Below are 13,339 nucleotides of genomic sequence, written 5' to 3'. Positions count from 1 at the left end.
CTCAATTGAAAGGCAGTGAATATTGTGGGGAGTTATTCTCAAATCGCGCGAGGATGTCGTCGAAACCGACGCCGATCTCGACCTTAAGTTCCTCCGCGCCGGCGAGTATAGCCACCGACCAGAGGAAATCCTGGTTCATAAACAAGATCGCCAGACGTTGCTGGCCGAGCTGGTCGCCGTATTGACGCATAATTTGGGCGGCGAAATAATCGGGACCGCGTTTGCGCATGATCTCCTCGATTTTCTTTTCGATGCGCTTGAACATGGCATCCGGAATGGGGCCGAACAAGTCCTCTATCGGATCGTCGCTGATTGACGGCTGGTCGAAGTCCTCAGCATCATCTTCGAGCGGCTCGGGAGTGCCGCTGACCCGTTCGAGCAAGCGCGCGATCAACCCGGCGGTCCTGTTGTCGTTATCCGCCCGCGCGTCTGCCAACCCAATTTTCAAGCGGTATAAGCTCATTAAATCCAAGTGGCTGGCATCGCCCTGGCATTCGGCAAGCGTCCGGTAATACATCAAGGCCGGCGTGTGTCGGCGGGCCTGAGCCATTTTGGCGCAGTGCTTCAATAGCTCGTAATGGCCGACCTTCTCTAAAGCCTGGCACCAGGCGAGCAGCAGCGCTTCATGGTCCAGCAGCCATTCCACCGACTTTTTCAGCGGCGCTTTGACTTTGTCCAGGGCTTTCAGCAACAGGCTGTTATCGTCCAATTGCTCGTCGTAATAATCCAGCAAGCCGATCAGCCGCTGCAATTGCGGGGCGGACAGCAGATAGTCCTTAAACGCGGGCAGCGCGCGGCTAAGCCCCTGTGTCGGCAGTTCCAGCAATCCGGCTTCGATCTGCGCCTGCACATGCATATTAACCGGATCGTCGTACAGGCTTGCCAGGGTATCGGCGATGCGTTGCAAGCCCTGGGCTTTGTCCTCGGCCTGCCACAGATAAAATCCGCGCAACAACTCGGCTTGGCGGCGCAGGCTTTTATCGATGGTTAATTGTTCGGCCGCTTGAATTTCCTTTTCCACCAAATGAAATTTTTCGGCTTTCACCAAGCGGCGGGCATGGGCCATATGATTGGCAAACAATAGCTGTTTAGCCAAGGTATTAACGGGGTCTATCTGCAACAAGGCTTTGGCATAGGCCGCCGCCTTTTTAAAGGCTTTTCTGGCGGCGGCGGATTTGGCTGCCCGCACCAGCAGATCGGTATCGTTGGGGAAACGTTGCAGGCCACGCTCCAACCAGTGTTCGTACTGAGCCGCATTCGGCCGCTGTTCCTGGTAAACCGTTAACAGTTTCAGATAGCTTTGCCGGTCGTCGGGATCGTACTCCAGGCTGTCGGCCAACATCGCCGCCGCTTCGCCGGAATAAGCCTTATCGGCCATGCGCCTGAGGATCAACGCAATTTTTCGGTCATTGGCCGGCCGGTCTTGTTTCAGAATATCGATGCAGCGTTGCCAGAAAAAGCCGGCGTCGTAGGCGTTTTCGGCTTGTTCGTGCAACAAGGCCTGCAAGCGGTTTTCCTCGAACGGGTCCTTGCTGGCGAAGTGTTTGAAATAGTCTTTTTCACCGCCCGGATACTCGGCCAAGGCCCCCAGGCAATAGGCTTGCGCGGCAGCGTTGCCGAATACGTCGCGATATTGTAGGACCAGATTGAAGCGGGTCTTGGTGTCGGGCTGGCCGTTGAGTTTGACCAGCGCTTCCAATAACTGGCTCTGACGGGCATTGAGACCTTTGGCCTGAGCAACGATGCGGCGCTGATTGTGTTCCAGACTCGACAGGCTGGCGACGAAATCCGCGCCGGATTGCCGATACGCCAAGCAGGCCTTAGCCAGCGGTTGATAAGGCGATTCGTCGGGGATTTTGGCTAACAGGGCCGGTGCTTGTTCGATGTCCGCGCCAGCCAGCAGCTGCGCTTTCAGCAAGCTGCGCAAATCGCGAAACGCCGAACGAAACGGCAATGGTTTCAAGGCCTGCTCGCAAAGTTCCCGCTCGCCGTTGCGATACGCCGCCAGCGCTTCGCTGACCCATTCCCAATGTTTACGCAGCGCGGAATCCTGGGGCAAATGCGGCAACAACTCTGTGCTCCCGGAGACCAGCAGCATCCCCAGATAAGCCGAAAGCACCGGAAACTCTTCGTCCAACTGCCGAGCATTCAACCCATCCAATAGGGCGTAAGCTTTGCGCTCGTTTTTGCCGGCCAGCAACCATAACAGGTAAGCGTCTTGCGCTTGCAGCGGCGGTTGCGCGTTAGCCGCGTAATTTTCCCAAAGCACGCAAGCTTCCTTGAACATGGCCTTACCGGCCATCGCCCAGGCTCTTTGCAGATAGCAATCGGCCAAGCAGCGTTTGGTTTCGGCGTCGGCCGATTGCTTTAACAGTTCCTTGAATAAATCGCTCGCTTCCTTATAGCGCCCGGCGGCATAGTGCGCCTGCGCTTTTTCTGGCAATGTGGATTCGGAGAGCCCGGCGGAAATTTTCTGGATGATTTTTTTCATGGCTGTACAGGCAATAGCCCATGCTTCAAAATGGCATTATAAAACAGCAACAGCATATGCCGCCTGCTATGCTTTCATATCAACGATCCGAGTTATCTTGATTGGCATAGTGGTTGGGCTTAGGCCGCTTTCGACGCCACACCGAAGGCTTACTTCGGAAGATCAACAGGGTACTTGCGAAGCTGCCCTTAGACCTTCCAAGCGACCTCGTCCAGTTCCCGAAGTACCCCAGCGATATGCGGAAGTATCCCCTCGATTTTTTGCTCGTCAAAGTGGATCTTTCAAGGAGCCAAGCCGACTTTCCGAGAATCCCGGCCGATAGTTTGAGAGTCCAAGCCAAAGCGAAACGGGAAACAAACTATCATTTGCTGTCCATGCTTTGCTGGATCGGCGGACTCGCCCCTAAGCCGACAAATAAGATTAAATTGCAGGGCAGCAAATGGGAAATAAGCCATCCTTCAAAATGTAAGCACGATTAGCTCACGTAATCGCATATTTCAAGGCCAACATTTCTCCAATTCCTCTGCCTATAATTGGAGCAGACTATCAACAACGGGTCGTCATGCACAGAACTCAATCTGCAACAACCAACAAACAATTTTATGCATCTCCCAAGAGCCCCTTGGCCAAATATCGAAACAGCTTGTGGTGGTGGCTGGTTGCTTCCTGGGTATTTCTTATTGTCATCAGCAAGAAACACGAATACGGCAGGCTTTGGCTTCCGATTGTTTTCACATATGTGGTTGTGGCGATATTCGATAGCTTTCTTAAACGCCGTTTACCCTACGACCAACCAATTGTTACATTGGATGACGATGGCATAGAATCGCTACTGTTTGCGGGCGCAATTAAACGGCATAGCTGGGGCGAGTTGGTGGAGGCGAATGTTTCCAAATTCAAGAACATGCCTTTCATTCAATTCAGATTGCAAGCTTTGGTAGGCGTTATTGATGACTCTATGACCTGGACTGGCATTAACCCCGCGCGACCAGTGCTACCTATATCGTCTTTGTCTGCAGAAGATCAAATCGAGTTGCTGGAAATAATCAATCAGCGTTTGGGTTTCGCTCAATCAACTAGCAAATCCACAGTTAATTCTAGCGCCAGTCAATCGGCCAACAATTTCGCCACTAATCCGCTTGCCGAGGAAAAAGCGTTTCATGATCAGTTGGAGGCTTATGCTCCCATAGCGTGGATCACCTGGTTGCTAATTGGTGTCAACGTATTGGTTTGGATTGCAATGTGGCATACCGGGGCGAAAATAGAGCAAACGCCACCCGAGCAGCTACTGAGTTGGGGCGGTAATACTGCATTTGATGTTCAACGTGGCGAATGGTGGCGAATGGCAACCGCCATGTTTCTCCATGGTAGCCTGATACATTTAGGCATCAATATGGCGGGGCTATATGTCGTTGGTGGGGTGGTGGAACGTATATACGGTCATCTGCCTTTTACACTGATTTATTTAGGTTCCGGTTTGATCGGCAATGGGCTCAGCCTCTATTTTGGTGCGCAATACGCAGTCTCCGCAGGTGCGTCCGGGGCTGTGTTAGGCGTTACTATTGCGCTAATGGTTGGTATGTATCAACACAGGGAGCGCTTACCAAAAATTTTTAGTAAACGAAGGTTGAGCGGCATAGTGTTGTTTGTTTTTTATGCTTTGCTGTATGGATTTATCAATCGCGGCATTGATAACGCGGCGCATATCGGCGGTATGCTAACTGGTTGCTTATTGGGTTTACTGTTACCGGAACGCTTGGACATGGAAAGTTTCAAACACCGCGTCAAAAAACACCTAATAATAGGCCTGTCGTCGACGGTTATCGCTACAACAGCTTTAGTCTCGATGTCGCCCCAGGCAACATTGAACATTAAATCAGAGCTAAAAAATCAAGCCTTATTGGTGCAGGGCGCTAATAGTATTTTTCATGAACTTGTTTTACTCGATCTCGACATAGTTACTTTTCGCAGAGGCCAAATGTCCGCAGCGGAGTTGAACTCAAAGATCAAAAACACTTACCTTTCAGGCTTAAAACAAGCGATACAACAATTATCAGAAGTCAGACTAGCGGAATCGGATCAGCGATTACAGATGTTACAAGAGATGAAACTATCAACAGCCCTGTTAGTATCGATCTTCGAACTCGCCCCCTTTCAAAAACCTGGAAGCGGTAAAACTCAGCCAACCGATCTTGAACGTGCAACCCTTATCAAAGACAAGTTAAAGGCAATAACAGCTCGCATATTGCATGAAGGCCATAAGGTGCGCAGATTATAGGGTGCTGCCGTCAGGCGCACCGTTCGTGATTGTTGCGCCTCGCATAGCTCTGCACAACCTATAGGTGGCCGCACCTTTTTGGGATTACGGCTGGCGGTTATAGATCTATCAGCAGACCTTCGTCAGAAAAACCATCTGTCTGCCTTTGGCCGAACTCAGCCGACAATATCAAGCACCCAACCCATCACCCCACGCTAAGCTCACTCAACAATCCCGGATTTTAGTAGCCTCAGTAATTGACGCCCAGGCCGCTATCACCGAAGATCAAGGCTTTTTCGGGAGCCGTGATGAGCAGCAACGACTTTATTCTCTCCGCCGCCGGCGTGCGCATGCCGGGCATTATTTACGGCACGGCCTGGAAGCAGGAGCGTACCGCCGCACTGGTGGAACAGGCGCTAACACTGGGGTTTCGCGGAATCGACACGGCTTGCCAGCCCAAGCATTATCACGAGGCCGGGGTTGGCGAAGGCGTGTCGGCAGCTTGCCGGACGTTGGGCTTGGAGCGATCCGAGCTATATTTGCAAACCAAGTTCACGCCATTGAACGGCCACGATCCGTTACGCATCCCTTACGACCCCAAAGCCGGTCTGCCCGAGCAAGTGGCACAATCCTTCCAAGTGTCGTTAAAGAATCTGCAAACCGATTATCTGGATGGTCTGGTGCTGCATTCGCCGCTGGCGGATCGCGCGCAGTTGTTGGAGGTTTGGCAAGCGCTGGAAGTTATCCAGCAAAGCGGCGGCGCCAAGCAATTGGGTATCAGCAATTGCTACGATCCAGCCTTGTTCGAATTTTTGTACGACAATGCGACGGTTAAACCGGCCGTATTGCAGAACCGGTTTTATGCCGATACCGGCTACGACAAACAACTGCGGGCGTTTTGCCGGCAGCGGCAGATCGTCTATCAAAGCTTCTGGACGCTGACGGCCAATCCCAAAATCTTGGCTGACGCGGCGGTGAAAACACTGGCGGAAAAATACCAGCGCGGCCCGGCGCAAATATTCTTCCGTTATTTAACGCAGATAGGCATCGTGCCTTTAACCGGCACCACATCCGCCGAGCATATCCTTGAGGATTTGGCCATTTTCGAGTTTGAATTGACTAGCGCGGAATGCGAGGCATTGGAGGCCTTGCTTTAAGCATGGTCCGACGGCGCTAAGAATCAATAGCCAATTCCCAAAAAAAGCCTCTCCCCCGGCAGAGGCTTATAGAGCGGTGGTAAGTCACTGTTTTATAACCCTAATCCCAACCTTCTCCCGAAGGGAGAAGGAACAAAACTCCTCTTTTACGATACCCCCGGGGAGAGAAGCTTTTATTAAAGCCCACAAGCTGCCAAGTTTGTAATGGATCTCTATTGACCTGACCCATCATCAACTGATTTGCCCAGTTAACGGTTAAGGCTTTTATAATAACGGGAACCTTGCCTCTTCAAGCCCAAATGTCATGCTGATTAACCCTTATCTGCGTCAATTCGCCTACTTATGCAGCGGACTTTGCCTGGTGCATGCCAACGTGCTTGCTCAAGGAAACCCGGCAGACATCGAAGCAACCAACGAATTGCTGCCGCTAAGTTGGGAAGAACTCACTGAGTTGGAAGTATCCAGTCTGGCGCGGCAGGAACAAACGGTTAAAGACAGCCCGGCGGCCGCATTCGTCATCACCTCGGAAGACATCCGCCGCTCCGGCGCCACCAGCCTCCCGGAAGTTTTGCGCATGGTGCCGGGCATGAACGTCGCCAAAATCAATGCTTGGAATTGGGCGGTCAGCGCGCGCGGTTTTAACGATCTATACGCCAACAAGCTGCAAGTGATGATAGACGGCCGCAGCATCTACGATCCATTGATCAGCGGCGTGTATTGGGGCCAGCAAAATCCTTCGCTGCCGGATATAGAGCGCATCGAAGTGTTGCGCGGCCCCAGTGGCAGTTTGTGGGGGGCTAATGCGGTGAACGGCACCATCAACATCATCACCCGTTCGGCCCGCGATACCCAGGGCGGCTTGCTCAATGCCGGCGGCGGCACCGAGGAACGGGGCTTCGGCGGGATTCGCTACGGCCAAAAGTTATCGGAATCGACATTCTTGCGCGGCACCATCAGCACGATGGTCCGGGACGCCAGTATTGATTTAGCCGGCAGGCAAGACACCCACGACACCGGCGATACTGAGACGGCCAATTTTCGGTTGGACAGCCAGCTCAGCGCCCAGGATAAATTGATGCTGGAAGCCAACGTCTCCCGTTACCGGCTGGGCGGCTACTATATCGGCAAAACCTCGACGACCGCGCCGCTGTGGCAAAACGACGATTTCGGCAGGGACGGCGTGACCGGCAGTTTGCAGGGCAATTGGTCTCATCGCACCGACAGCGGCCACGATTGGCGCCTGAATATGGCGTTTACCCAAACCGAATGGCAATTGGCGATGAATCGGATGAGCCGCTCGCATTACGATTTGGACTTTCAACACACCCTGCCGGCCATCATCGACAACCACAAACTGATGTGGGGGGTGAACTATCAAAATATCTCCGATAGTTTCGATAACACGCTGACCCTGGGTTTCGAACCCGAGCAATTAACGCAGCACAATGTCGGGGTATTTTTACAGGATCAAATCGGCTTGACCGACGACCTGACCCTAACGCTGGGCAACCGGGTGGAGCATTTCACCTTCACCGGCTGGGAAACCGAGCCCAACGCCCGGCTGCTGTGGACACCCAACAAACAGCACAGCCTGTGGGCCGCGGTGTCGCGCGCCGTGGTCCTGCCGAATAGGGCGCAACACAGCATTCGTTTATTCAAACAAATCCCGGATACCAACCGATTTTTCGAAGCCAAAGCCAACCCGGACATGCTCACGGAAAACTTGCTGGCCTACGAATTGGGCTGGCGTTGGCAAGTTTCCACTAGTCTGGATATCGACAGCGCCTTGTTTTACAACATCTATGACCGGATGCAAGGCACTAAATTTACCAGTGTGACCTATAACAACCCAACGTACGGCAACATCAAGCAGGCCACTGTGGCCAATTACCGGCAAGTGGACAGTTACGGCCTGGAGTTGGCGCTCAATTACCGGGTAAACCACGATTGGCGGCTACAAGCCTCTTACAGCGCCAACCAATTCTCGGTCAATTACGATAAAAACCAGCCCTGGTTTCGCGATCCACTCACCGAAGAACATTTCAATCCGCAACACAATCTCTCACTGCGCTCTTTATACAACCTGACCAGCGAAATCGAACTGGATGCCTGGGCGCGCTATGTCGATGAAGTGTATATCGATAGACGCAGCATTCCGGCCTATATCTCCTTGGACTTACGCCTGGGCTGGCATCCGCACAAAAATCTGGAGTTATCGATAAGCGGGCAAAATCTGCTGGATGATCAACATCCTGAATTCAGCGACGTGCTGTACATACCGGTCGCCAGCCAGATTCAACGCGGCTATCTGGCGCAAATCTCCTGGCATTTTTAAGACAGGTTATTGCGCCGATGCGTCTGCACACCCTTTTGCTACTCAGTGTCTGCGTTTGGTTCGCCGGTTTCGCGCGCGCGGAGGAAAATAGCCAAAGCCGGGAGTTTCAATTAAAGACCGCCTATCTGTTTCATTTCGCCGAGCTGGCGCAGTGGCCCAGCGCTGCGCCGGTGACGATTTGTTTGCAAGGCCGCAGCCTGTTACGCGCCTACTTGCCGGTTTTAGAAGGCCAACAAATCAACGGTAATGCGGTTCATGTCAATCTGGCCGACGCCCCCGACATCACCCAATGTAGCATCTTGTTTCTAAGCGACTTGGCCGGCTTAACACCGGTATTAGCCGAGCAAGCCCGCCAGCATCATGTGTTGTTGGTCGGCGACGTGGAAAACTTTGCTAACCACGGGGGTATGGTGCAATTTACGTTGCGCGACAACAGGTTAAAACTGGTGGTAAATTTAGCCGCGGTGAAATCAGCCGATTTAAAGCTGAGTTCGAAATTACTGCGGATGGCCGAAATACTAGAATGACAGCGTCAACAAATCCTCGCATTTCCATCAGCCGCAAGCTGGGTAAAATCCTGCGAGTGATGGTCATGTTAAGCCTGATGGTGGCGACGGTATCGCTGTCGATTCGGGAATATTCGGCTTTGCAGCAGAACATTGGGCAAAAATTGACCTTGACCGCGAATATGATCGGCCAAAACAGCAGCTTTGCCTTGTTGTTCGACGATAATCAAACCGCCCAGGAAATATTGGATGCGTTGGCCCACGACCCGGACATCATCGCCGGGCAAATCCAAACTCCCAGCGGCGTCACGCTGGTCCGTTACGCAAAACCGGCAAGCAATTGGCACGGCTGGTGGCCGGCCTGGCTATCGAAAACCCGGCAGATCACGCAGCCGATTTTGCATAAAAATAAACAAATTGTCGGCCACATTACCCTGGTTGCCGACCTGAAACGCGCCTACCACTCCTTGCTGTTCAATACCCTGATTAACACCGGTATTATCTTGATCGCCTTGAGCGTGGTGGCCTTGTATGTGCAGCGCTTGCAACGTTCGTTTTTAGGCCCGCTGTTGAAATTGGCCAATACCGCGCGGCAAATCGAAAAAGACCACGATTACAGCCGGCGCTCGGATTATGCCGGTAACGACGAAATCAGCGATTTGGCCGAAGCCTTTAACAATATGCTGGCGCAAATCCAGGCGCACGAGACCGACTTGGAAAGCCAGGTGCGAAGCCGCACGCAGGAGCTTGAGCTCGCCAAACGGGAGGCGGAATCCGCCAATCAGGCCAAGGGCCAGTTCCTGGCCAATATGAGCCATGAAATCCGCACGCCGATGAACGCGATTGTCGGCTTGGTGGAACTGTGCCTGAATAGCGAACTGAGCTTTAAACAGCGCGAATATCTGAAACGGGTGGAGTCGTCCGCGCAGTCCTTGATGACACTGATCGGCGACATTCTGGATTTCTCCAAAATGGAAGCCGGCAAAATGCAGATGGAGACCATACCCTTTCTGCTGGAAGAGATGCTGGAGCATGTGTTTTCCACCATGCTGCAACTCAGCGCGAATAAGGGGATTCAACTGATCAGGCCGCCGGTCGGCGAGTATCACGCGGTAGTCGGCGATCCGCAAAGACTGCGGCAGGTGTTAATCAATCTCATCGGTAACGCCATCAAGTTTACCGAGCACGGCGAGATAACCGTCAGTTTCAACGAAATCAGCCGCGATGCGCACTCGGTGCGTCTGCAATTTGCCATCAGCGACACCGGCATCGGCATCACCGCCGAACAGCAAACCAAGTTGTTCCAAGCTTTTAGCCAAGGCGACAGCAGCGTAACCCGCAATTACGGCGGTACCGGCCTGGGCTTGATCATCTCCAAGCAGCTGATCGAACAAATGGGCGGGACGATAGAGGTCAGCAGCGAACCGGGTATCGGCTCCACCTTTACCTTTAATGTGCTGCTGGGCGCCACCGATTTGAATACCATCCGTAATTTCCAAATCCGCCGTCACCGTACCAGCATAGACATCGGTAAATTGGCGCGGCTGCAGGGGCGGCGGGTGTTGCTGGTGGAAGATAACGAAATCAACCGCATCGTCGCCATCGAGCTGTTGGAACAAGCGCAATTAGCGGTGGATATTGCCGAAAACGGCGAACTGGCCTTGGACAAGCTGCGGCATCACGACTACGACTGTGTGCTGATGGATGTACAAATGCCGGTGATGGACGGCTATCAAGCCACCCGGCTGTTACGGCAAATCCCGGCTTGCCGCGACCTACCCGTCATTGCGATGACCGCCAACGTGATGCAAGGCGATCATCAGCACTGTCTGGCCGCCGGCATGAACGACTTCATCGGCAAACCGATTCTACCGGCCACGCTTTACGAGACCTTATTGAAATGGATTAAACCGGTTACCGACCAGCCTTTGGACCTGGGATAACGATCAACGCCCTATTTACCCCAAGGCATCACCGGCACCGTCGATACACTGTTGGCCGGCGCACCCTCGATCACTTTGCGGCTGATCGCGAGATATACCAGGGTGTTGTGCTTGGCATCCCATAAACGGGTAATGTTGGTGGACTTGAAAAACAGCGAGGTGCTCTCCGAAAATACGGTTTCTTCCGTGCTCAGTTTGGCCGGCAATGTGATCGGCCCGGTTTGCCGGCAAGCCAGCGAAAATTCCGACGGATCTTCCGACAGACCCAAGCCGCCGGAAATCCCCCCCGATCTGGCCTGGCTGATATGGCAAATCACGTTAGGGATTTTCGGATCTTCAAACGCATCGACACAAACCTTGTGATTGGCACCGATTAGTTTCCAGGCCGTGGTCACGCAACCCACTTCATCGGCCCGCGCCGCGCCCGCCAGCATGAGCAACAAGCCGCAGCATAAGCGGCCGCTATGTTTTAAGGATATTTTCAGCATAAATTTCTCGCAGACAGTGAGTGGATCGAAAGGGTCAGACTCAGGGTAACAAGCGCCAGTCGCTAAAACAAGCCGCCTGACCAACATAGCGTTGCGCGCTATCGTGGACATTCCACACCACCGCGCGCTCGATCAAAAAGCGCTGGCCGGATTTGGCGATACGTATGCCGGAATAGTTGTCGATATAACCCCGGCTGGTCACTTGATTCAGCAAGCGCTCCCGTTCCTCGCGGTTGACCGGTTCTGCCGAGAGACGCGACGGCATGCCGATAAATTCCGGCCAAGATAGCTCGAATAAATCTTGTGCGGTGCGGTTGGCATAGTTGAATACCGGATCGGCTGCGGTGTCGTGAGATAGCAAGGCAAAATCGGCTTCATAGACTTGCCGGCCCAACGCCATGCTTGCGGACTGTTCCAACAGCGGCTTGCCCAGTAATTGCTGATAGCTTTGGAGCAGCAATTGAATATGGGTTTCGTAAAAATCGTTTTCTTGGCTGGGTACTGGCAAATCGAGCATGGCTATCCGTTACACACCGGGATGGTAAAGTTCTTTTTTATAAACTGCGCTGATTTGCCGGCCGTCCCACACGTAGCAATAATGCGCGCCTTGTTTGACCGGCGCCAGCAAACGCGGTTTAAACACCGCCACGCATTCGCCGCCCGCCGCCCGCACGCTGGAATAGACGATACCATCCGCGCCGTCCGCTCGTAACTGCCTAGCCCAGGCCTGCGCGGCAGCATAATTGCCGGTGTCGGCGTCGTAAATTTCCGGTAATTCGGCTTGCTGGCCGCGAATGTCATGCAGCTCGGCATTCAAATCCGAGGCATAGCTGCGCATGTCGATGTCAATCGGCGCTTGTTGGGTTGCAGCCAGAAACCGGCTGCGATGAAAACGGGTCTCGGCTATCGCCGTGTCGATGTCTCTGGCGGCGTAATACACGCCGTAACTGCCGTCGCAAAACCGGCTGCCTTCCGGATTGAGATGAGTGAAGGCAGCCATGATGGGCGTAGTCCCCGGCCCGGCAATCCGGTCCGCCGCCGCGACCAAGCTAATTTCGCCGGCTTCGTCGCGCAGCCTGTCGTTAGTCAGCGCTTCAATGGCGAACACCACGTCCAGATCGGCCGGATCGGCCACTCGGTCGAATAAACCCGTCGGCGGAAACCGGCTGGGCACCAAGCGCCAGCAAGGTCGCCAATCTATCCGACTGATTTTCGCTACCGCCATTAGGCCCAACCGCACTGCGCATCCAGATATTGGCGCACCACATACAAATCCGCCACCCGCCCGGACAGCATGCGTTGCAACGCGGATTGCCCGGAAAACAGCGCGGCCTGATTGGCTTGATGCAGCCAGCCGTCCGCCGCTTCCGGCTTGGGCAGTAAAATCTGCAAGGCTTTATAAATCCCAAAGATATAAGACAGCCTTTCCAGTTTATCGGCGTTAAGACTGGCGCTTTCCGGGTTTTTCTTCCATTTAAAATAAGTGCTGCGCGAATCCAGCCCCAGTAAAACCATGGCCTGCTCGACATTCAAACCCCAGGCATCGGCAATATTAAAAAAGGTCCGTAATGCCGCGCCAGCCACCAGCGCGCTGTCGGCCGGTAATTGCGCTTGAGCAGTTGACAACATAAGCCCTCCAAAACAACTTATCTAAACTTTACGTTAAAATAAGTCTATTTATGGACTTTGTCAAAGGGGGATTGGTTTTATTCTTGGGCTTCGCCCGTTTCGCGTAAAGCGCTTGCGGAAAATTTCAGGCGGTACGCCATGAGCCATCTTTAAGTCGGGATTTTACTTGATCCCAGGAATAGCCGGACTCCGGATTCCGCTCGAACTCAATCATGCGGCGTCCCAGTTTGGCTTTAAGCTCCGGTGATACTTCCACGGCTTCAGGTACTGCGGCGACGCTGTCCCAAATAAGCTCAACCAGCTGAATGCGTTCCTGCAACGGCAGTTCGAGAATATCTGTAATAGAGATATTGTTCATGGCGGACACTGTATCCATTTTTGGTAAAAATCAAAAGCGACCCTTATAAGCGGCCCGACGATTTAAGTTCTTGCACTACTAACTCATCAACTCGATTATTCGGTGTGGCCGGCGAACAGAACGTGAGTTGGGGTGACGACAGCCCGAGTAGCTCAGATTAGCGAAGCGTAACGGA

General features: G+C 53.3%; 11 protein-coding genes. 5 read left to right on the top strand and 6 right to left on the bottom strand.

The window, feature by feature from the left end; all coding sequences use genetic code 11:
* Position 1 precedes the first annotated feature (1 nt).
* Positions 2-2,491, bottom strand: a complete 2,490-nt coding sequence (locus ACH5Y9_RS21345; RefSeq protein WP_445367517.1) for a hypothetical protein — start codon at positions 2,489-2,491, stop codon at positions 2-4.
* 562 nt (positions 2,492-3,053) lie between these two features.
* On the opposite strand from ACH5Y9_RS21345, the gene ACH5Y9_RS21340 reads away from it, so the two are divergent.
* The 5 genes from ACH5Y9_RS21340 to ACH5Y9_RS21320 all read left to right on the top strand — a co-directional run bounded on the left by ACH5Y9_RS21340 (position 3,054) and on the right by ACH5Y9_RS21320 (position 10,689).
* Complete coding sequence (locus tag ACH5Y9_RS21340; protein ID WP_445367516.1) at positions 3,054-4,769, top strand: rhomboid family intramembrane serine protease; 1,716 nt, start codon at positions 3,054-3,056, stop codon at positions 4,767-4,769.
* 287 nt (positions 4,770-5,056) lie between these two features.
* Entirely contained in the window at positions 5,057-5,905 is an 849-nt protein-coding gene (locus ACH5Y9_RS21335; protein WP_445367515.1) for an aldo/keto reductase family protein, read from the top strand.
* 304 nt (positions 5,906-6,209) lie between these two features.
* Complete coding sequence (locus ACH5Y9_RS21330; protein WP_445367514.1) at positions 6,210-8,240, top strand: TonB-dependent receptor plug domain-containing protein; 2,031 nt, start codon at positions 6,210-6,212, stop codon at positions 8,238-8,240.
* 17 nt (positions 8,241-8,257) lie between these two features.
* On the top strand, positions 8,258-8,767 hold the full coding sequence (locus ACH5Y9_RS21325; protein WP_445367513.1) for a YfiR family protein: 510 nt from the start codon (positions 8,258-8,260) through the stop codon (positions 8,765-8,767).
* Entirely contained in the window at positions 8,764-10,689 is a 1,926-nt protein-coding gene (locus ACH5Y9_RS21320) for an ATP-binding protein (RefSeq protein WP_445367512.1), read from the top strand. The genes ACH5Y9_RS21325 and ACH5Y9_RS21320 overlap by 4 nt, the downstream gene beginning before the upstream one ends.
* Before the next feature lie 11 nt (positions 10,690-10,700).
* Here the strand turns inward: ACH5Y9_RS21320 and ACH5Y9_RS21315 are convergent, their stop codons facing one another.
* From ACH5Y9_RS21315 to ACH5Y9_RS21295, 5 genes are all read right to left on the bottom strand, one after another.
* Positions 10,701-11,177 (bottom strand): CreA family protein, encoded by a 477-nt coding sequence (locus tag ACH5Y9_RS21315; RefSeq protein ID WP_445367511.1) that lies wholly within the window; start codon positions 11,175-11,177, stop codon positions 10,701-10,703.
* Positions 11,178-11,217: 40 nt separating this feature from the next.
* The gene (locus ACH5Y9_RS21310; protein ID WP_445367510.1) at positions 11,218-11,694 is read right to left on the bottom strand and encodes an MEKHLA domain-containing protein; all 477 of its coding nucleotides are present in this window, start codon (positions 11,692-11,694) and stop codon (positions 11,218-11,220) included.
* Positions 11,695-11,703: 9 nt separating this feature from the next.
* On the bottom strand, positions 11,704-12,402 hold the full coding sequence (locus tag ACH5Y9_RS21305; RefSeq protein WP_445367509.1) for an RES family NAD+ phosphorylase: 699 nt from the start codon (positions 12,400-12,402) through the stop codon (positions 11,704-11,706).
* Positions 12,402-12,806, bottom strand: coding sequence for an MbcA/ParS/Xre antitoxin family protein (locus ACH5Y9_RS21300; protein ID WP_445367508.1), 405 nt, complete (start codon positions 12,804-12,806; stop codon positions 12,402-12,404). The genes ACH5Y9_RS21305 and ACH5Y9_RS21300 overlap by 1 nt, the downstream gene beginning before the upstream one ends.
* A gap of 124 nt (positions 12,807-12,930) precedes the next feature.
* Positions 12,931-13,164: an addiction module protein gene (locus tag ACH5Y9_RS21295; protein WP_445367507.1), complete on the bottom strand. Its 234-nt coding sequence runs from the start codon at positions 13,162-13,164 to the stop codon at positions 12,931-12,933.
* Between the last annotated feature and the right edge of the window lie 175 nt (positions 13,165-13,339).

The sequence above is a fragment of the Methylomonas sp. BW4-1 genome (assembly GCF_052474385.1).
The sequence above is the reverse complement of the archived record's forward strand: the minus strand, read 5'-3'. Positions and strand labels throughout refer to the sequence as shown.